Origin of the sequence: Amycolatopsis vastitatis (assembly GCF_002234595.1) — a bacterium.
In the GTDB taxonomy this organism is placed as follows: Bacteria; Actinomycetota; Actinomycetes; order Mycobacteriales; family Pseudonocardiaceae; genus Amycolatopsis; species Amycolatopsis vastitatis.
This window is the reverse complement of the sequence record NZ_NMUL01000022.1, coordinates 148491-168912: the sequence shown is the minus strand read 5'-3', so window position 1 is coordinate 168912 and position 20422 is coordinate 148491. Positions and strand designations below refer to the sequence as shown.

General features: G+C 72.7%; 11 protein-coding genes. 1 reads left to right on the top strand and 10 read right to left on the bottom strand.

What is annotated here, in order from left to right:
- The coding region (locus tag CF165_RS22810) for a DUF998 domain-containing protein (protein ID WP_093949577.1) at nucleotides 1–654 on the bottom strand (654 nt) is incomplete at its 3' end.
- Nucleotides 655–842: 188 nt separating this feature from the next.
- Here CF165_RS22810 and CF165_RS22805 point away from each other — a divergent pair.
- Nucleotides 843–3311, top strand: coding sequence for a M14 family zinc carboxypeptidase (locus CF165_RS22805; RefSeq protein ID WP_205660941.1), 2469 nt, complete (start codon nucleotides 843–845; stop codon nucleotides 3309–3311).
- Between the two features lie 47 nt (nucleotides 3312–3358).
- Here CF165_RS22805 and CF165_RS22800 read toward each other — a convergent pair whose 3' ends face one another.
- The 9 genes from CF165_RS22800 to CF165_RS22760 all read right to left on the bottom strand — a co-directional run bounded on the left by CF165_RS22800 (nucleotide 3359) and on the right by CF165_RS22760 (nucleotide 20366).
- Nucleotides 3359–3964: a LysE family transporter gene (locus CF165_RS22800; RefSeq protein ID WP_093949575.1), complete on the bottom strand. Its 606-nt coding sequence runs from the start codon at nucleotides 3962–3964 to the stop codon at nucleotides 3359–3361.
- Nucleotides 3965–4055: 91 nt separating this feature from the next.
- Nucleotides 4056–5642, bottom strand: coding sequence for a non-ribosomal peptide synthetase (locus CF165_RS22795; RefSeq protein WP_093949574.1), 1587 nt, complete (start codon nucleotides 5640–5642; stop codon nucleotides 4056–4058).
- The gene (locus CF165_RS22790; RefSeq protein WP_093949573.1) at nucleotides 5639–10876 is read right to left on the bottom strand and encodes a non-ribosomal peptide synthetase/MFS transporter; all 5238 of its coding nucleotides are present in this window, start codon (nucleotides 10874–10876) and stop codon (nucleotides 5639–5641) included. The genes CF165_RS22795 and CF165_RS22790 overlap by 4 nt, the downstream gene beginning before the upstream one ends.
- Nucleotides 10873–13770, bottom strand: a complete 2898-nt coding sequence (locus CF165_RS22785; protein WP_093949572.1) for an AMP-binding protein — start codon at nucleotides 13768–13770, stop codon at nucleotides 10873–10875. The genes CF165_RS22790 and CF165_RS22785 overlap by 4 nt, the downstream gene beginning before the upstream one ends.
- Nucleotides 13763–15565 (bottom strand): glycosyltransferase, encoded by a 1803-nt coding sequence (locus CF165_RS22780; RefSeq protein WP_093949571.1) that lies wholly within the window; start codon nucleotides 15563–15565, stop codon nucleotides 13763–13765. Before CF165_RS22780 ends, CF165_RS22785 begins: the two co-directional genes overlap by 8 nt.
- 94 nt (nucleotides 15566–15659) lie before the next feature.
- On the bottom strand, nucleotides 15660–16322 hold the full coding sequence (locus CF165_RS22775) for an HAD family hydrolase (RefSeq protein WP_093949570.1): 663 nt from the start codon (nucleotides 16320–16322) through the stop codon (nucleotides 15660–15662).
- A 36-nt stretch (nucleotides 16323–16358) separates the two neighbouring features.
- Nucleotides 16359–17450: a J domain-containing protein gene (locus CF165_RS22770; protein ID WP_093949592.1), complete on the bottom strand. Its 1092-nt coding sequence runs from the start codon at nucleotides 17448–17450 to the stop codon at nucleotides 16359–16361.
- A 432-nt stretch (nucleotides 17451–17882) separates the two neighbouring features.
- Entirely contained in the window at nucleotides 17883–19478 is a 1596-nt protein-coding gene (locus tag CF165_RS22765) for an AMP-binding protein (protein ID WP_093949569.1), read from the bottom strand.
- Between the two features lie 159 nt (nucleotides 19479–19637).
- Nucleotides 19638–20366, bottom strand: a complete 729-nt coding sequence (locus tag CF165_RS22760; protein WP_093949568.1) for a transporter substrate-binding domain-containing protein — start codon at nucleotides 20364–20366, stop codon at nucleotides 19638–19640.
- Nucleotides 20367–20422 lie beyond the last annotated feature (56 nt).

Genomic DNA, 20422 nt, shown 5'->3' with positions numbered 1-20422 from the left:
CTCCCGCCTTGATCGTTCGCCGATCGGCGCCAGCAGGACGCCCAGCGCGACCAGCTCGGTGAGCGCCATCCCGCGTTCCACCAGGCCGAGCGGGATGAGCGTCCACCAGCGGCCGCCGTCCACCGCGGCCACCACGACCGCGCCCAGGATGACCGCGAACCAGCCCAGGGACGCGATCGCGAGCACCCGCGCCAGCCGGCGGCGGCCGGGCGAGGCGGGGAACGCCGTCCGCGCCGCCACCAGCACGGCCAGCGGCAGCGCGACGAACGCCACGACGCTGGCGATCCGGTGCAGCGTGCCGCCGAAGTCCGCACGCGAGACCGTCGCCCAGTCCGGCTTCGGGAAGGCGACGATGACCAGCAGCCCGACCGTCCACAGTGTACCCAGGATGGCCGCGGGCACCGGGAGCCGCCGCTGACGGCCCAGGACGGCCAGCCCCGCGGCCGACCCGAGCGCGACCAGGACCACGGCGAGGTCGAAGACCCACTTGTGGTCGGAGAGGCCGTACTCGCTGATCGTGCGGCGGGTGACGCTGATTTCGTCGGTCGGCGGGATGACCTGCAGCAGCAGCACCAGCGCGGCACCGGCCACCAGTGCGGCGACACCCGTCAGCGACACCGCGGCCGAAACCCGTCGCGCAGAGACCGTGACCATGGACCGACAGTAGCCGACCGGTGGTTGAACTCCCGGTGAAAGGCTTCGTCGTGGTCCACCTGTACAACTTACGGCGGTTACCCTGGCCGGATTTCCTCCATTATGGTCCCTCGCTACCGGTAGGTCCGTCCTGCCGGCCACGGTCAAGGAGGTCTTTTCCTGTGGGGAATTCACCAAGACGGCTAGTGATGCTGGCTTCGGCCGTCGCGCTGGCCGGAACGTTCGTCGTGTTGCCGTCCGGTACCGCGGGCGCGGCGCAGAACATCCTGCGTGCCGACAAGTCGGTAGCGCGCTCGTGCTTCGCGAAAGTGCTGCCCAAGGGGACGTCGGGCGCCGACCGCCGCGAGCTGACGTCCACGGTGGACGGTCTCGTCCAGGCCCGGCTCAAGGCGGTCCAGGGTGCTGAGGGCGACTGGGACGTCGCCGTGTTCGACAAGGCCACGGGCGCCGTGGTCGCCGCCTCGACGGCGTTGCGTTCCCACGAACTCGCCGAGAGCTTCGTCAAGAAGGGACAAGAGCTCGTCGTCCAGGGCTGCCGGTACGGCGGCTCGGCGGGCCAGGTCCAGCTCGGTGTCGACTTCCTGGCGCTGACTCCGCAGGGCACGCCGACCGGCGCTGCCGCGGCGGCGCAGCGCGCGGAGCTCGTCCGCGTCGAGACGCCCACGCGCGCCGACAAGAACAAGCTGACCGCCCTCGGCCTCGACGTCACGGAGAAGGGCGACGCGACCGGGGTCGAGGTCGTCCTCGCCGGGGACGCCGACCGCCAGACGCTCAAGAACAGCGGCTTCAAGTCGAAGGTGATCGAGGCCGACCTCTCGGCCAAGTCCGTCCAGGACGCGAAGACCGACCGCCAGTACGCCGCGAAGACCGCCGCGTCGGCGCTGCCGTCCGGGCGGACCAGCTACCGGCACCTCTACGAGTACAACTACGAGATGAAGGAGCTGGCCCGGAAGAACCCGAGCCTGGTTTCGGCGTTCACCATGCCGGAATCGACGTGGGAGGGCCGTGACGTCGTCGGCGTCGAGATCGCCACCGATGTCAAGAACCTGACCGACGGCAAGCCGGTGAACTTCACCATGGGCGTGCACCACGCCCGGGAGTGGCCGGCCGGCGAGCACGTCATGGAGTGGGCGTACGAGCTGGTCAACGGCTACTCGCGCGACGCCGCCATCCGGTCGCTGGTGAGCAAGACGCGCAACATCGTCGTGCCGATCATCAACCCGGACGGGTTCGAGATCTCCCGCGAGGCCGAGCCCAAGGGCGACTTCACCCGGTTCGACTACGAGATGAAGCGCAAGAACTGCAACGTCAACGACTCGCCGCCGCAGTACGCGACCGGCGTGTGCAAGGCGAACCCGGGCGGCCGCCTGCGCGGCACCGACCCGAACCGCAACTACGCGGGCTTCTGGGGCGGCAACGGCGCCGAGCTGGCCTGGAGCGGCGACACCTTCCGCGGGTCCGCGCCGTTCAGCGAGCCCGAGGTCCGGAACGTGCGCTCGGTCGTGGCCTCGCGCCAGGTGACCAACCTGCTGACGATGCACACCGTCGCGGCGCTGGTGCTGCGCCCGCCGGGCGTGGCGGACGTCCGCCCGCCGCTGGAGGAGCCGCAGTACAAGGCCCTCGGCGACAAGCTGGCCTCGCGCAACGGCTACACCAGCGAGCCGAGCTGGGCGCTCTACGACACGACCGGCACCACCGAGGACTGGTCGTACTGGGCCACCGGCGGCTGGGGCTTCACGATCGAGGTCGGCGGCAACGGCTTCCACGGGCCCTACGCCGACAGCGTCGTGGCCGAGTACGAGGGCCTGGCCCCCGCGACCGGGGCCGGCAAGGGCGGCAACCGCCAGGCGTTCCTGGACATGCTGGGCAACGCCGCCGACCCGCAGCAGCACTCCACGCTGATCGGCTCGGCGCCCAAGGGCTACCAGCTCAAGCTGCACAAGACGTTCCAGACGCCGACGTCGCCGGTGCTGCAGCCGGACGGCTCGACCAAGCCGCCGATCTACTACACCGACGACCTGAACTCGAAGTTCACCGCCACCGGCGGCCGGTTCGCCTGGTCGGTCAACCCGTCGACGCGGCCGTACGTGGCCGGCCGGTACGGGCGCACCCCGCAGGGCCCGGCCCAGCAGGGCGTCGCGGTCACCAACCCCGCGGGCGTGCCGCCGATCAACCAGAACTACCCGACGGACGCGACGGCGGAGTCGTTCACCTTCCACGTCGACGGCCTGCCGAAGGTCGACAACGGGAAGTTCAGCGTGAACATCAACTGGAAGAACACCACGACCGACTGGGACCTGTACGTCTACGACTCGGCGGGCAACCTGGTCACCTCGTCGGCGAACGGCGGCACGACGTCCGAGCACGCCGTGCTGTTCGACCCGCCGGCCGGCGACTACAAGGCCGTGGTGGTCAACTACGACCAGACCGACCCGAACGTCCCCGACGACTGGATCGGTGACGTGTCGTTCGCGTCGCCGATCCCGCCGACCTACGGGACGAAGGAGGCCTACCAGCTGACCTGCTCGTCGCCGAACGGCAAGCTCGTCGGCGTGGCGGACGTCTTCGTCGACCGCGCCCAGACGGTCGACGTCGGCGAGGTCTGCACCCGGTCCGCGCACGCCCAGAAGCAGCGTGCTTCGGGCGGGGTCCGGTAGTACCGCGGTTCGTCGGTGAAGGCCTCCTCGCTCGCGCGGGGAGGCCTTCACGGCGTTATGGCCAAGACGACACCGAGGACCACGAGAATCGTGCCCACTACCCGGTTGAGCGCCGGTTTCGCGCGGGCGTACCAGCGTTGGGTGGCGGGGGAGGAGAACAGGAGGGCGACGCTCAGGTGCCAGGCGGCCGAGGCGGCGACGATCAGGCCGACCGCGGCGGCCTTGACGGCCGTGGGTTCGGTGGGCGGCAGCGCCGCGGTGAGGACGCTGCCGAAGAAGGCCGCGGCTTTGGGGTTGGTCAGGTTGCTGAGGACGCCGCGGCGGAATGCGTTGCCGTGAGTGTCGGGTGGAGCGGTTTCCGCGGCTCGGGCGGTCCACCACAGGCGGATGCCGAGCCAGGCCAGGTAGGCGCCGCAGACGATGCGGAGGGTGGTGGCCAGCCACGGTTCGCGTGCCAGGAGGGTGCCCAGCCCGAAGACGGCGACCGCGGCCAGCAGCCCGCCCGCGGCGACGACGCCGAGCGCCACGGCGACCGCGGCCCGGCGGGTTCCGGCCGCGGCGGTGTGCGCGATGAGGACGAAGTTGGGGCCGGGCGAGACCGCGGCCGGGAGGTAGGCCAGCAGCACCGTGCCGAGGGTGGCGGCGGGGCTCATGCCCCTCGCCCGCCTTCCGCGGTGCCCAGGACGCCGGTGGCGGTCGAGGGGTCTGCCGCGGCCGGGCGTGGCCGAGAACCGCCCGGACGGCTCATGAATCCTGGACCAGGGCCGCCATCTTGCGGATCGTGATCCCCCGGTCCAGGACGGCCGACGGTGGCAGCCGGACGTCGAGGCGGTCGGCGACCAGCGCCTCGATGCGGGCGCCGTGCAGCGACTCGCCGCCCAGCTCGTCCAGGCCGGTGTCCGGGTCGGGTGACCGCAGGAACAGCACTTCGGCCCAGATGGCGGCGACGGCGCCGAGCACGTCGCCGCTCCCGGCGGCCGCCGGGCCGAGCGAGGCGACCAGCGCGCGGCGGTTCACCTTGCCCGTGGCCGAGCGCGGGATCTCCGTGACCCGCGCGAACCGGTCCGGGCCGCGGCCGGGCGTCCGCGAGCAGTGGCGGCGGAGGTCGTCGTCGGTCGCGTCGCCGGCGACGACGGCGACCACGGCTTCGCCGAGCACCGGGTCCGCCGCGCCGCCGACCACCACGTCGGTCACGCCCGGATGCCCGGCCAGGACGTTCTCCAGCTCCTCCGGGAAGACCTTCTCACCGGCGCGGTTGATCACGTCGTCGCGGCGTCCGGACAGCACCAGCTCGCCGTCGCCGGTGAGCCGGCCGAGGTCGCCGGTGGCCAGCAGGCCGCCGGGGTGCCCGATCAGCGGACCGTCCACCGTGGACAGATAGCCGGGGCAGACGTGCGGCCCGCGCACCATGATCTCGCCCGACGCGTGCACGGAGACCTCGCAGCCGGCCGGCGGCCCGACCGTGCCCGGCGTCACCGGCACGGACGGGCTGTGCGCGCAGATCTCGCCCGGCGCCTCGGTCAGCGCGTAGGCCTGCAGCACCGGGACTCCCAGCGCCTCTCCGAGCCGCACCCGCAGCGGTTCGGGCAGCGGGGCGGACGCGGACCGCGCGAACCGCAGCCGGTGCCCGTCGAGCTGCCCGCCGGCGGCGAACGCGGCCACTCGCGCGTGGATCGCCGGAACGGCGCTGTACCAGGTCGGCGTGAACGCGCGGAACGCGGCGAGCATCCCCTCGTCGCGGTAGCCCGGCAGGCAGACGACGCTCGCCCCGGCGGTCAGGGTCGACAGCACCACGCCGACGAGACCGTGCGTGTGGTGCAGCGGCAGCACGTTCAGCGCGCGATCGGCGGCGGTGAGCCCGAGCGTCCCGGCGACGAGCGACGCCGCGTGCCGCACCGCCTCGGCGGGCAGCGGCACGAGCTTCGCCGCGCCGGTGCTGCCGGAGGTCCGCACGAGCAGAGCGGTTCCCGGCACCGAACACCGCGGCCCGGACACCCGGCCGACGTCGGCGAAGGGCCGGATCACCGGAACGTCGGCCTCGGCCGAGCCGGCGATGACCACGGACGCGCCGAGCGCGCGCAGTTCCGCCGCCGACGGCGCGGGAGGCAGCGGCGCGCAGACCGCGACCGAAGCCGTCGCGAGCAGCGTGGCGACCGCGGACGGCGAGTTGCCCTCGGCCACCGCGACGACCTGGTCCGGTGCCACGACACCACGCAGCCAGGCGGACAGCGCGTCGACCTGCGCGGCGAGCTCACGGTAGGTGGTGACCGTGCCGTCCTCCGCGAGCAATGCCGGCAGGTCGCCGTGGGTGGCCAAGGCCCGCTCGATCATCGACGCGCTCCTTCTCCCCGCCGCTCCCGCAGTGCCTGGATGCCCACGACGTCGTCGGGCAACGCGTCCGGCATGTCTTCGTCGAAGCGCGAGAGCACGCGGGTGCGCAGCGCCGCCAGGCCGAGCGCGACGATCAGCAGCCCGAGCACGACGTAGCTGAACCCGATGCCCCGGCCCGGGCCGGTCCCGAGCACCGCGCCGACGCTCGCGGCGAGCCCACCGCCGGGCATGAGCAGCGGCTCGAACAACCCGATCACCAGCGGTGCCACCACGATCAGCCCGAGCGGGATGGTCGACCACGCGATCATCTGGTCCAGCGCGAACACCCGGCCGTGGTACCGCTGCGGCACCTTGACCTGCACGATCGTCGCGTGGATGCCGTTGACCAGCGCCACGCAGAAGAACATCCCGGCCAGCCCGGTCGCGACGACGGCGACGCCCGCGTGCAGCCCGGCGAACGCGCCGCAGAGGCCCATCGCGACGCCGGCGGTCAGCATCCCGCGCATCCGCCGCCGCCCCGGCCCGCCCCACATCGACATCGCCAGCCCGCCGAGCGCGGCACCGATCCCGCCGAGGAACGACACCGTGGCCACCGTGGACAGCGATCCGAAGGACAGCACCAGCGGGAAGATCAGCAGGATCACCGCGGACAGGAAGATGTTGAGCAGCCCCATGTAGGCGACCATGCCGCGGATGTAGCGGTTGCCGACCGAATAGCGCCAGCCGTTGACGATCTCGCGCCCGAGCGATTCGCGATGCCGGTGCGGCATCGACCGCGGGAACCGGACCGCGGCGACGACGGCGACTGCGACCGCGAAGCTGACCAGGTCGAACACCAGGATCCCGCCGAGGCTGAACAGCGAGATCGCGGCGGCGGCGAGCAGCGGCGCGATGAACTGGCCGATGCCGGTCGAGAGCTGCACGACGCCGTTGGCGTGGCCGAGGAAGTGCTTCGGCACCAGCTGCGGCACCGCGGACTGGTAGGCGAGCCGCTGGAAGACCAGCGCCACCGAGAGCAGCCCGAGCCCGATCCAGATCTGCCAGATCTTCAGGTCCCCGGTGAAGTAGATCAGCGCGAACACGCCCTGGATGACGCCGGACGCGCAGTCGGCGGCGAGCATCACCTTCCGCCGGTCGCACCGGTCCACGATCGCCCCGGCGACCGGCGCCAGGAAGAGCCCGAGCATGCCGAAGATCCACGACGTCGCGTATGACGTCAGCGATCCTGTGGTGAGGTAGATCCACAGGGGAATCGCGTATTCGGTCAGCTGCGAGCCGGTGATCGACACGAGCTGACCCGCCGCGACCGTCAGGAACCGGCCCAGGCTGGGCTGGGGCGTTCGTGGCGGTGGCACGTCGTCGGGTGCTTCGGAGACTTCGACGAACCACCAGCTGGCGTCCTCGCCGCGGGCCTCGTGCGTCAGCTTGTCCGTGGTCCCGGCGGCGAGGGCGGGGTGCGTGCTGGTGATGATCTCGGCGAGCTCTTCGGGGCGGAACCGCAGGAAGTAGTGCCCGGCCTCGTCGAGCACGACCAGCGCCGTCTTCCGGGTGACGATCTGCCATTCCCGGTACCGCTCCTGGTAGTACTCGGTGATCGGGTCGCGCTCGCCGACCACCGAGATGATCGGCGCGCGCAGCTTCGCGGCGCCGGTGTCGAGCAGCGCGGAGAAGTAGTCCTCCGCGTTCGCGCCGTCCTCGCGCATCAGCTTGACGATCAGCTGGATCTCTTCGGGCGGCAGGCCTTCGAGGTCGGCGCCCATGCCGCGCAGCCAGTTCGCCCACGACCGGTCGCTGCGCAGCCGCTTCAGCTTGGTCAGCTGCCCCAGCTTGCCGAGCGCGCCCCGCACCGGCAGCGCGAACGGGAAGTTCGCGGCGACGTAGACCGCGTCGATCTCCCGCCCGGCCGCCTCCAGCCGGCGCGCGATCTCGGTGGTCAGCGCGCTGCCCAGGCAGTGGCTGTAGAGGACCAGGGGACCGGTGACCCGCTCGAGGATCTCGCCGACGCACTCCTGCGCGATTTCCTCCAGCGGCAGCGATTCCTCGACGACGCCGGGGTCGTGGCCCGGCAACGCCACGGCGAACAGAGTGCACCCGTGCGGCAGCGCGTCGGCCAGGGGCTGGAAGACGACCGCGCTGGTGCCCGCGTACGGCACGCCGATGTACGTGACCACTCGTTCGTGATCGGGGATCGGCCGGGTCAGCTCGTAAAGCCGTTTGCCCGCGCGGCTTTCCGCGTCCGGCGTCTCGATCATCGCGGCCAGCTCGCGGATCGTCGGCTCCGCGAAGACGTCCATCACCGTGATCCCGGGCGAGCCTTCGGGCAGCCGGCGCCGCAGCCGCGAGACCACCTTGGTGGCCAGCAGGGAATGGCCGCCGAGGTCGAAGAAGTCGTCGTCGATGCCGACCCGGTCCAGGCCGAGCACCTCCTGCCACAGCTGCGCCATCAGCTTCTCGACGTCCGTGCGCGGCTCGGTGCCGCCCGCGTCCGCAGTGGACGGTGACGGGGCGGGAAGCGCCTTCCGGTCGAGTTTTCCGTTCGGGGTGAGGGGAAACGCGTCGAGCGTGACGTAGGCGCTGGGCACCATGTAGTCGGGCAGGATGCGCTTGAGCCGGTCCTTCAGCTCCTCGGGCCGCGGTGTCGCGCCCACGAGGTAGGCGACCAGGCGCTGGTCGCCAGGCCGGTCCTCGCGCAGGGCCACGACGGCGTCGCGCACGTCGCCGCGCACATCACTGCCGCGCAGGGCGGCTTCGATCTCGCCCAGTTCGACCCGCTGGCCGCGGATCTTGACCTGGGTGTCGATCCGGCCGAGGAACTCGAGGGTGCCGTCGGGCCGGTGGCGCGCCAGGTCGCCGGTCCGGTACAGCCGCGCGCCGGGCTCGAAGGGGTCCGGCACGAACCGCTCGGCGGTCAGCTCGGGCCGGTTCAGGTAGCCACGCGCGACGCCGACGCCGCCGATGTGCAGCTCACCGGGCGTGCCCGGCGGAACGAGCCGCCGGTCCGCGTCGAGGACGTACAGCCGGATGTTGTCGATGGGCCGCCCGATCGGCACCCGCGTCAGCCCGTCCAGGAGGTCCGGCCGGCAGTGCCAGTGGCTGACGTCGATCGCCGCTTCGGTCGGGCCGTACAGGTTGTGCAGCTCGACGCCGGGGAAGCGGCCGGTGAACCGGCGCGCGAGGTCGGCGGGCAGTTCTTCGCCGCTGCAGATCACCCGGCGCAGAGCCGGTGCGCCGGCGTCCTCCTCAGCGAGGAACACCTCCAGCATCGAAGGGACGAAGTGGACGGTCGTGACGCCCGCGGCGATCAGGCTTTGGAGATAGGCGGCGTCCTTGTGGCCGCCCGGCTTGGCGAGCGTCAGCCGGGCGCCGGTGGTCAGCGGCCAGAACAGCTCCCACACCGAGACGTCGAAGCTCACCGGGGTCTTCTGCAGCACCACGTCGTCGGCACCGAGCCCGTAGGTCTTCTGCATCCAGTGCAGCCGGTTGACGATCGCGCGGTGGCCGGTGACCACGCCCTTCGGGCGGCCGGTCGAGCCCGAGGTGTAGATGACGTAGGCCGCGTTGTCCGGGCCCGCGACGGGATCCGGCCGCTCGCCGCGGACGACGTCGTCGAGCTGGATCGGCTTGCGCTCCAGCGGCGGCAGCTCGTCGAGCAGGCGGCGCTGGGTGAGGATCGCGGCGGGCTTGGCGTCGGAGAGCATGAACGCGAGCCGCTCCGCCGGGTACTCGGGATCCAGCGGGAGGTAGGCCGCCCCGGCCTTGAGAACGGAAAGCAGCCCGACGACCAGCTCGGGTGAGCGCTCGGCGCAGATCGCGACGACGTCGTCGGTGCCCACGCCCTGCTCCCGCAGCAGGCGGGCGATGCCGTTGGCGCGAGCGTCGAGGTCCGCATAGGACAGTTCGACGCCTTCGAAAGTGACAGCCACGGCGTCCGGCGTCCGCGCCGCCTGCGCTTCGATCATCGCGGTCAGCGTGGTCTCGGGGAAGTCGGCCGCGGTGTCGTTCCACGCGGACAGGACGTTCGCCAGCTCGGTCTCGCCGAGCATCGCCAGCTCGCCGAGCGGCGTGTCCGGCGCCGCGACCACGGCGTCGAGCAGTGTCCGGAGGTGCTCGCCGATCCGGCTGACGTCGGCGTGGCCGATCCGGCGGCTGCTGTACTGCAGGATCAGGGCGGGCTCGCCGTCCCCGGCGACGACCTGGAAGTGCAGCGCGTTGCGCGCGGCGAACGCGAACTCCGTCCAGTCCACAGTGGATTCCAGGCCGGTGAACTCCGGCGTGGTGGCCCGGTCCCGGTAGCTCAGCGACACCGGCGCGAGCGCGGTCGCGGGCCGGATGCCCGGTACCGCCCGCGCGAGTGGCACTTCCCAGTGCCGGTACAGCTCGCGCAGCTCGGCCCGCACCGCTTCGCCGAAGGTCCGGAACGGTGTCGCCGCCTCGGCGTCGAGCGCGATCGGCAGCTCGTTGACGAACACGCCGACCGCGTGCCGGTGGCGCGGGGTGCGCGTGGACAGGTCGATCGCCACCGACGGCCGCGCGTTGCCGTACCGGAAGAGCAGTGCCTGGATCGCGGCGAGCAGCAGCTCGAACTGCGACAGCCCGAGTTCTCGCGCCGACTCCCGCAGCCCGGCGGGCAGCGTCAGCTTGACGAACTCGCCGTCGTGCGCGTCCGGCGGCCCGTCGAGCCCGGGCAGCACGACGTCCGCCGGGAGCGGCCGCGTCGCCCAGAACGCCTTGGCCCCCTCGAGTGCCGCCGCGACCCGTTCGGTCTCGCCCTCGACGTGCTCCTGGTAGTCCGGGGGAGCGGCCGGGAGTTCCGGCTCGGTCCCGGCGACGCGGGCGTTGTAGCAGGCGGCCAGATCGCGCAGGAGGATATCCTTCGACGCGCCGTCGAACACCAGGTGGTGCACCACGATCAGCAGCTCGTGCCCCTCGAGCAGGATGAACCTCGCGAGGGGTCCGTCACCGAACGGCCGCGTGATCAGCTCACGCCGGGTGCCTGCCGCGCGTTCCAGGACCGGCGGATCCGTGGCGACGAGGGTGAGCACACCGTCGCTTTCGGACAGTCCGCACGCGAGCAGCGGATGCCGCGTGACGACGTCGCCGCACGCCGCGGCCAGCGCGTCCGTGTCGAGGTCGCCGCGCAGGACGACGGACAGCGGGATGTGGTACGCCGACCCCGCGTCGACCGCGCGCTCGGTGAACCAGATCCCGTTCTGGGCCAACGATGTCTGCCTCATCGCACCTCCTTCAGCCGGGCCAGGAGAAGCTCGGCCAGCCGGTCGATCGCCGACGGCTCGTAGGTGAGCCGGTTGTGCACGAGCCAGCCGGTGATCCGGCCGTCCGGGTGCTCGGTGAGCGCCAGTTCCGGCACGCTCAGGTCGGGGCCCGGCATGGGCCACGAGAACATCAGCTCGCGCGGCAGCCCGACCGGTCCGGATTCGAGGCCGGGGAAGTGCACCGGCCCGCCCCAGCGTTCGAAGCGCAGCCAGGCCGGCTGCGGGATCCGGCGGCTGAACTCCTCGTACGGGTAGTACTGGTGCTCGGTCGCGTCGAGCACGACCTGCCGGACGCGGGGGAGCAGCTCCTCGAACGGCGGATCGTCGGCGACGTCGATACGCAGCAGCAGCGACTGGACCAGGCAGCCGACCACGGTGTCGAACTCCGGCTTGGTGCGCCCGGGCAGCGGGGACATCACGACGACCTCGTCGCTGCCCGCCCACTCCGCCATCGCCTTGGCCCACACCGCAAGCAGGCCCATGTAGACGGTCGCGCGCCGCTCGGCGACTGCCGCGCGCAGCCGCTCGGCCGCTTCCACGGGGATCTCGAACGCGACGGAATGTCCTTCGAACGCCGGAACTTCGGCCGAGCGCGGTGCGCCGGGGAGGGTGGGCGGGGCGCCGTCGAGAGTGCGCCGCCAGAATTCGCGTGCCTCCGGCCAGCGGGTCCGCGCCCAAGCCGAGACGTCGGCCGCGCGGGCCGCCGGGGGCAGCCGGTGGCCCTGGCCCGCGTAGCATTCGCCGAGTTCGCGCAGCAGCACGCCCATCGAGTGGCCGTCGAAGACGAGGTGGTGCACGCCGAGCACCAGCACGAACTCCTCCGGGCCTTCCTCGATCACCAGCGCACGGACGAGCGGGCCGTGTGCGAGATCGAACGGCCGCTCCAGCTCGGCACACGCCTGCCGCACCGGATCGTCCGCGAGGATCACGTCGAAGTCCGGCTCGCAGCGGTCCAGCACCACGGCCTTCTTGCCGGGGAACACCGTGCGCAACGCGTCGTGCCGGGCGGCGACGTCGTCCAGCGCGCGGCGCAGCGCCGGGACGTCGAGCAGGTCGGTGATCCGGATGGCCACCGCGACCGCCGACACGGCCCGCGGCTCGGCCGTCTCGCCGAGCCACCGCAGGAAGTACTCCTGGAGGGAGCTGAGCGGGACCCCGTCCGGCACGTCGACCTGTACTCCGGCAGCGGGGCGCTGGTCGGCCAGGCGGGCGGCCTGGGCGGCGAGATCGGGGAAGTCGAACACGAAGGACACGGGTACTTCGACGCCGAACTCCTCGGCCGCGAGCGCGGCGAACCGGGCGGCGGCGAACGAATCGCCGCCCGCGGCGAAGAAGTCCGCGCCCGCCGGGACGTCCCGGCCGAGCGCCCGCGCCCAGAGCCGGGCGAGCCGCGCCTCGGTGCCGGAGGCCGGGGCGGCGGGCTCGGCGGGGGCGTCGAAGAGGCTCCGGAGTGACCGCTTGAGCACCTTCCCGGCGTCGTTGCGGGGCAGCGCGCCGACGATCAGCCAGCGCGCCGGGATCTCGTGCCGCGCCAGCCGCGCCGCCGCGAACGCCCGCAGGTCCTCGACCGGCAGCGGGCGGCGCAGGACGACGGCCGCGGCGGGCACCGAGCCGAGCACGGGATGCGGCAGTCCGAGAACGGCGGCCGCGCGGACGTCCGGGTGCGCGTACAGCTCCGCCTCGATCCGCAGGGTCGAGATCTTGAACGCGCCGGACTTGATCACGTCGCTCTCGCGGTCGACGAGGTAGAGGTAGCCCTCGTCGTCGAGCCGGCCGAGGTCGCCCATGCGGACCCAGCCGTCGCGGAACACCGCCGAAGCCGCGTTCGCGTCGCCGAAGTAGGTCCGCGCGGTGGTCGGGGAGCGCAGCCAGACCTCGCCGGTTTCGCCGGTCGGCAGCGGGTGGCCGGCGGCGTCGGTGATCCGCAGATCGCCGTCCGCGGGCTGCCCGACCGCCGCCGGCCGGTCCGGGTCGAAGATCATCACCGTCTGGGCAGGCGCGGCCTCGGTCGAGCTGTAGTAGTTGACGATGTCCGCGTTGGGGAACATTCCCGCCAGGGTCTTGGCGATCTCCGGCGGCAGTGCGGCGGCGGTCGAGCCGAGCAGCAGCACCGACGACAGGTCGTACCGGTCCGGCGCGCCGCTCGCGACGAGGTCGATCGCCATGGCGGGGACCAGGAACGCGGTCCCGGCCCGTTCGGTTTCGACGAGCTTGCAGAACTCCTCGGCGTCGAACCGGGGGAGGACCAGGGCGGCGGGCTCGGCGGTGAGGGCGTTGAACAGCATCGTCTGCGCCGCGTTGGTGCCGAGCGGGAAGGCGTGCAGGAACAGCTTCGAGTGGGCGAGCGGCCGCCGCCGCATCCGGGGGTGGTAGCCGTAGGTCAGGTTGGCGTGGGTGGCGCTGACACCTTTCGGCCTGCCCGTCGTTCCCGAGGTGAACAGGATCTGGGCCAGGTCACCGGGCCGGACGTCGACCCCGCCCGGCCGATCCGCGACGACGTCCGGGAGCGGCCGCCCTTTCTCGGGTGCGAGACCGGTGCCGTGGATCAGGTCCGCCGCGCCGAAGTCGGCGAGCAGCCTGGTGATTTCGGGGTTGGGCGTGCGTGCCGAGATCGGCATCGCGACGGCTCCGGCCGCCTGCACCCCGACGTAGGCGGTCGCGAAGTCGAGCCAGTCGTGCTCATCGAAGAGCAGCCCGACCCGTTCGCCGCGCCGGACGTCGAGCCCGGCCGCGATCCGCGCCGCCCGGTCGTGCCAGGCGCCGAAGGTCAGCGCTTCGCCGCCGACGCGCATCGCGACGCGATCGGGTTCGCGGGCCGCGCGGTCACGCAGCAGCCCGGGGAAGGTTTCAGCCATCGCGCGCCTCCAGCAGCCGGGCCGACGCGCTCGGCTCGTACCCGGATTTCCACAGCTCGGCCAGCGTCAGCAGCAGCGGCAGCGACCGTTCCGGCGGCAGGTCCGCCGCGTGCCTGCGCAGCAGCAGCTGGGTCAGCTCGCGCCGGTCGTCGCTGGTGTGGCCGAACGTCATCGAGCCGGCGTGCCGCCGGTACCGCTGGCCCTCGACCGGTGCGACATCGCCTTCGAAGCCCGCCCGTGCCAGCCGCAGGTACAGGTCCCAGTCCTCGTACGCGGGCAGGCTCTCGTCGTAACCACCGATGGCGTGCAGGGCCTCCTTGCGGAACACGCCGGTCGCGCGGCCGTGCGTGTTGACCACCACGCTGACGTCGCCGACGTGCCCGAGCGGGGCCTGGACGTGGTCCAGCAGGCCCGTGTAGCGCAGATTACCGACCACGTAGGACAGTTCCGGATGCCGTGCGAGCGCGGTGACGGCGGGGCCGAGGAAGCCCGGCGGCAGCTCGTCGTCGGCGTCGAGCGGCACGACGCAGGAGCCGTGGCTCGCGGCGATCCCGGCGTTGCGGGCGGCGGACAGCCCGGCGTTGGGCTGGCGCACCTTGACCACATCGGACAGCGCGTCGAACGCGGCGACGGTCGCGGGATCGGTGGACCCGTCGTCGACCACCACGATCTCGATGTCGTCGTACCCGGCGGCGCGCACGGAGGCGAGGGCGCCGGAGAGGAACCGGCCCTGGTCGAACAGCGGGATCACGACGCTCACCAGCCCGGGTGCGACCGGCGTGGTGACGGCCTCGACCTGCGGGAAGGAGAGCACCGACCGGCTCTCGGTGCACGCCGGTGCGTCAGCGCGGTGTGCTTCGGCGGAGAGAGCTTCGGCGAGTGCGGCCGGGTCGTCCGGGGAGACGACGATGCCGCCGCCGTGCTGCTCGACGACGTCGGCCGCGGTACTGCCTTTCGGCGCCACGACGGTGCACCCGCGCGACAGGGCGAACGCGGCGGTGCTGGGGCATTCGGCGTCGCCGGCAGGCAGGACACAGCGGGCACCCAGCGGCTCGTCCTGGAGCGGACCGCCGAAGGTGACCGCGCGGCGGAGACGTTCCGGCAGGCCGCGGCGCAGGTGGTCGCGATAGGACCGGCCGAGCGGATCGGTCGGGGTGTCCTCGCCGCGCAGCTCGAACCGGGTTCCCGGGTGGACGTCGAGCACGAGCGCGGCCGCTTCGAGGAACGTCTCGATCCCGGCGTCCGGCCGGTACGCGCCGAGCCGCCACACCCCGGGTCCGGTCCGGCGCGCGACGGGCGTCACCGATGTCGTGACCGTGGTCGTGACGTCGGCGTGCTCGGCGCAGTAGCGCTCGGCGAACACGGTGAACTGGTGGTCCGCGGTGAGCGGCCGGTACGCGGCGGGTCCGTCGGCGGCGGTCGACCACGGGCAGCGGACGACGCTCAGTGTGGTTCCCGGGAACTCGCCGAGCAGGCGTTTCGCCCGGATCGTGGTCAGGCCCTCGGCCCCGGCGTCCAGGAACTCGGCGACGTCCAGGTCCCCAAGCGTGCGGAGGGTGTCGAGGACGCGGTCGGCATAGCGGTGCGCCTCGGTGAAGTAGCGGTGGTCCGGCCGCGCGGGCGCGGTCGGCACCCACTCGACGCGATCGTCGTGCCTCGACGGTGGCAGCTCCTCGGCGATCAGGAAGACCCGATGACCGGCCTCGGCCGCTTCGCGGGCTCGCGCGAAGACCCGTGCGCCGTCGCCGAGCAACCGGTCGGCGGCGAGGTCACGACAGGAAAGCGCGATCCGCATGGGCCCGTAGCCCCAGCATCACCGACATCTGGCCCCCAGTGTCGCAGCTTGTTCGATCCTGGTTGATGAGCTTCACATCATGGCCATCGGACTGTCAATGTCTGTGGCATTTTGATCGATCATGGGCGATATCGCCCGGCGTGAGCGCGACGAACGACGTCAGCACCCGCTCCGCGCCGGGGAAAGCCAGCCCGGACGTCACCTCGTTCGGCACGGCGAAGCAGCGCAGCCCGGCCGCGACCGCGGCGGCGACGCCGGCCGGGCTGTCCTCGAACGCCACGGTGTCGCAGGCGGGCACCCCGAGTGCGTCGAGCGCCGCCAGGTAGACATCCGGCGCGGGCTTGGGCCGGTGCTCGTCCAAGGCGGACACGACCGCGAAGTGGCCGCTCACCCCGACCCGCTCCAGGTGCTCGCTCACCCAGTCGCGCGTCGCGCCCGACGCGACGGCGAGCCGCAGCCCGCCGGCTCGCGCGGCCGAGAGGAACTCGCCGACGCCGTCCCGGAGGGGCATCCGGGCGGCGAAGGCCCGGTTCGTGTCCCGCCACCGCGCGACGACGGCCTCGCGATCGACCGTCCCGATCGCGTGTTCCAGGTGGGACAGCACGGCGGCGACGCTCGACTGCCCGCCGATCACCGCCTGCCACGCCGGCAGCGGCAGGTCGGCGCCGTACTCGGCCAGCACCTGCCGCCAGGCGCGGAAGGCCGAGGCTTCGGTGTCCACCAGCAGCCCGTCGAAGTCGAAGATCAGCGCGCGCATGACTCGTGAGTGTGGCAGCACGCCCGGATCCGGGGCTCAGGCCGCCCGGCCGCCGCCGACCACCTGGTCGCGCAGCGTGCGCAGCGCCTCGTGGTCCACTGTGGACGGATCGGCGGCGAGCCACGCGCCGATCTCGTGCAGGAACTCCTCCGGCGTCATCGGCGCGACGGGCAGGTCGCCGGGGTCCGCCGTGGTCAGGTCGCCGCTGCGGCTCGGGTACACGACCATCGCGCCGCGCAGGGTCACGCCCGGCAGGAGGTCGCGGTAGGCGGCGAGGCTCTCGGCGAGCCGGCTGCCGCCGCCGCGGAACGGCCTTCCGTTGCGCAGCAGCCTGCCGTCCCCGGCGGTCTCGTAGTGCCCGGGCAGCCACAGCTTCGACTCGATCAGCACCAGGCGCTTCCCGCACAGCACGGCGTGGTCGACGTCGGCGAACACCGAGCCGGGCCAGGCGAGCCCGTGGAAGATGCGCGCGCCGGGCAGCCGGGTCAGGTAGCCCTCCAGCAGGTCGGCGGTGAGCCGCTCGGCCAGCTCGTCGCGCTCGGTGCCGGGCGCGCCGAAGACGGTCCGGCCGCCGAACTCCTCGGCGTACGCTTCCCGGGCCTTTTTCGCCAGCAGGTAGCCGCGGGCCAGGCGCTGGACCAGCAGCGCGGTCCCGGCGGTCAGCAGCAGCCAGACGACGAGCATCGGCGGGGAGAACCCGGCCCCGGTCACCAGCGGCAGCAGGACGAGCACCATCCCGCCCACCGCGGCGACCGCCGGCGCGTGCCCGGGCCCGCGCCGCCTGCCGTGCCGCATCCGGGTGTCCTCGCCCGCGAAGTGCCACCAGCTCAGGTCGTCGGCGTCGAGTTCGGGCAGGCCGGGGACGAACCCCGGCTCGTCCCCGAAACGGCGCCGCGGCCGCGGCCGGACCGGCACGGGCACCACCGTGGCGCCGCCGGAGTCGTAGCGGGCACGGGCGACGGGGTCGCTCAGGACGTCGTAGGCCTCGCGAAGCAGCCGGAACGTGCCGACCGTGCCACCGCCGTCGGGGTGCATGGTCTTGGCCAGCCGGCGGTAGGCCGTCTTGACGTCGGCCGCCGTGGCGTCCCGGCGGACGCCGAGCACCTCGTAGTAGTCGACCTCGGGCACGCGGGCGTTCACCTCCGGATGGCTGCGCGAAGACTTTATGGGGTCGGGTTCCGGCGCCGGCCACCGCCTCCGCGGCACGCCAGGGTGATGCCCGCACGCCAGGTCACGGCGCTGCCCGACGTTCTACCGCCGTCGGCGGCCCGCGTGCGTCGCCCGGTGCGGCGGTGTCGGCGGGTGCGTGACGAGGTGTCTCGCGGCGCCGGTGTCACGTTTGTGGTGCTCGGCAACCGTCCACTGAGGACTGTTTGTCGCCCGGAAGTGTTGCGGCCGCCGGAAAGCCGGGGTGGATGGTGACTTTTCGTAGCCGGAATTCACCTGAACAGACGCGAACACCTGTTCGAATCTCCGGCTAGGATGGAGGCATGTCCCCGGCACCCCCAGACGTGACGGGCCCACCGCCACCCCACCTCGGCAGCGGGCCCGTCACCCTTCTCACCGCTCGCGCAGCAGGAACCGCTGGAGCTTCCCGCTCGCGTTGCGCGGCAGCTCGTCGATGAACCGCACCCGGCGCGGGTACTTGTACGGCGCCGCCACGGCTTTGGCGTGTTCCTGCAGGGCGTGCACGACGTCCGGGCCCGGGGTGACGCCGGGCCGCAGCACGACGAACGCGGTGACGACCGCGCCCCGGTCCGGGTCGGGCGTGCCGACCACCGCGCACTCCTCGACGTCCGGGTGGGTCAGCAGCACCTCTTCGACCTCGGGGGCGGCGATGTTGTAACCGGAGGAGACGATCATGTCGTCGCTGCGCGCGACGAACCGGAAGTAGCCGTCCGGCTCGCGGACGTAGGTGTCGCCGGTGAAGTTCCAGCCGTCGCGGACGTAGTCGGTTTGCCTCGGGTCCTCGAGGTAGCGGCAGCCGGTGGGGCCCTGGACCGCGAGCAGCCCGGGCGTGCCGTCCGGCACCGGACGGCCGTCGGCGTCCAGGACGGCGGCGCGGAAGCCGGGGACGGCCTTGCCGGTCCGGCCGGGGCGGGCCGCCCTGTCAGCCGCCTCGTCGGCCGCGGAGATGAACACGTGCAGCATCTCCGTGCTGCCGATCCCGTCGATCAGCGGCCGTCCGGTGACCTCGCGGTACTGCTCGGCCACCGTGGCGGGGAGTGCTTCCCCGGCGGAGACCGCGCGGCGCACCCCGGCCAGCAGCGGCCCCTCGCCGGCGCCGAGGATCGCGCGGTAGGCGGTCGGCGCGGTGAACAGCACGGTCACCGACCGCTCGGCGACGATCGACGCCAGTTCCTTCGGCGTCGCGCGCTCTAGCAGGAGCACGGAGGCGCCGGCGCGCAGCGGGAACACCAGCAGGCCGCCCAGCCCGAAGGTGAACGCCAGCGGCGGGGTGCCGCAGAACAGGTCGCCGGAGGCCGGCCGCAGGACGTGCCGGGAGAACGTGTCGGCGATGGCGAGCAGGTCGCGGTGGAAGTGCATGGTCGCCTTCGGGGTCCCGGTCGTGCCGGAGGTGAAGGCGAGCAGCGCGACGTCGTCGGCGGCCGTCGGGACGTCGGTGAAGGCCGCCGGGTGGCGTTCGCAGCGTTCGGCCAGTTCGGCGCCGTAGGACACCACGGGCAGGCTGGGTGGTAGCTCGTCGAGCAGGTGCTCGTCGCACAGGGCGACACTCGGCCGCGCCTTGTCGACGATCTTGTCGAGCTCGTGGCGGCGCAGCATCGGCATGGTCGTCACGGCGACCGCGCCGGCCTTGAGGACGCCTAGCCAGCACGCCGCGAGCCACGGCGTGTTGGTGCCGCGCAGGAGCACGCGGTTCCCGGGCACGACCCCGAGTTCGGCGGTGAGGACGTGCGCGATGCGGTTGGCGCGGGCCAGGACCTCGCCGTAGGTCCACGTCTCATGGGGCGAGCGCAGGCAGGGCCGGTCCGGGCCCAGGCGGGCGACGGTGTCGTCGAGCAGCGCCGTGGCGGCGTTGAGCCGGTCGGGGTAACGCAGTTCCGGCAGGTCGAACACCAGCCGCGGCCACTGGTCACCGGGCGGCAGCCGGTCGCGGCAGAACGAGTCGGTGTGAGCGCTGGGAGTAAGCCTCATCGCAGCCCCTCGGGTCTCGACCGCAGGATCGCCCTGTACCTCGAGGAATGTAACACCGGTTGCGACCGTCGAGAAGGCGCAATGTCGCATCGATGACGATGGCGATCAGGGTGCGAGACGGTCGTGACCGAGGCCGGGAAAGCCGTCCGGATGGGGGTGTCAGCCGTCCACGGCGGGCGGGGCGACGACAGCGTCCGGCTGGTCCGCGCGGCGCAGCGCCTCGGCGACGAACCCGGCCGCCTTCAGTTCCTCGACCAGTTCGCGCAGGAACGCGATCGTCGCCGGGCGACGGTCCGGGGTCGTGGCGACGGCCTGCCGGATCTCCATGAACCGTTCGGGGAGCACCCGTGTTCCCGGGTGCGCGGCGGCGTAGCCGGTCATCGGGCGGCGGATCCCGGCGGCCACCTCCAGGCCGTGGGCCTCGAACGCCGTGACGCCGTCCTCGCCGCGGACGATCGTCGCGTGCCGGAGGGTCCTGGTGAGGTACAGGTCGTAGGCCGACCCCTCCTTCACCCCGATCCGGACGCCCGGACGGTCCACCTCCGCCGGCGACGCGAAGGGCGAGTCCCGCGGCACGACGTACACGCCTTCGATCACGACGTACGGCGCCGTGAAGGCCACCTCGGCCGCGCGGGCCGGTTCGATCGCCAGGAACGCGAGGTCGGCGGCGCCCGAGGTCAGTGCTTCGAACGACTTGCGGGCCGCGTCGAAGCAGACGAACTCCACCGGGACGTCCAGCCGGGCGGCCACCTCGCGGGCGAGGTCGACCGTGACCCCGCCCGGCTCCGCCGGCGTGCCGTGCGCGAGCACCGGGTTGCCGAGGTTGATGGCGGCGCGCAGCGTGCCGGTGGGTGCGAGGTCGGTGGCGACGGCGGAAAGCTCTCCCATGGTCGGCGACGGTAGCGGTGCGGCCCGGCGGCCGCCCCGCGGTTGTCGCTCACGCC

Bases quoted from the DNA above. Each gene is read 5' to 3' on its own strand.
- CF165_RS22795 (WP_093949574.1), bottom strand. From the start codon at position 5,642: ATGATCGAGCGGGCCTTGGCCACCCACGGCGACCTGCCGGCATTGCTC.
- CF165_RS22760 (WP_093949568.1), bottom strand. From the start codon at position 20,366: ATGGGAGAGCTTTCCGCCGTCGCCACCGACCTCGCACCCACCGGCACG.
- CF165_RS22765 (WP_093949569.1), bottom strand. From the start codon at position 19,478: ATGAGGCTTACTCCCAGCGCTCACACCGACTCGTTCTGCCGCGACCGG.
- CF165_RS22775 (WP_093949570.1), bottom strand. From the start codon at position 16,322: ATGCGCGCGCTGATCTTCGACTTCGACGGGCTGCTGGTGGACACCGAA.
- CF165_RS22800 (WP_093949575.1), bottom strand. From the start codon at position 3,964: ATGAGCCCCGCCGCCACCCTCGGCACGGTGCTGCTGGCCTACCTCCCG.
- CF165_RS22805 (WP_205660941.1), top strand. From the start codon at position 843: ATGCTGGCTTCGGCCGTCGCGCTGGCCGGAACGTTCGTCGTGTTGCCG.
- CF165_RS22790 (WP_093949573.1), bottom strand. From the start codon at position 10,876: ATGAGGCAGACATCGTTGGCCCAGAACGGGATCTGGTTCACCGAGCGC.
- CF165_RS22780 (WP_093949571.1), bottom strand. From the start codon at position 15,565: ATGCGGATCGCGCTTTCCTGTCGTGACCTCGCCGCCGACCGGTTGCTC.
- CF165_RS22785 (WP_093949572.1), bottom strand. From the start codon at position 13,770: ATGGCTGAAACCTTCCCCGGGCTGCTGCGTGACCGCGCGGCCCGCGAA.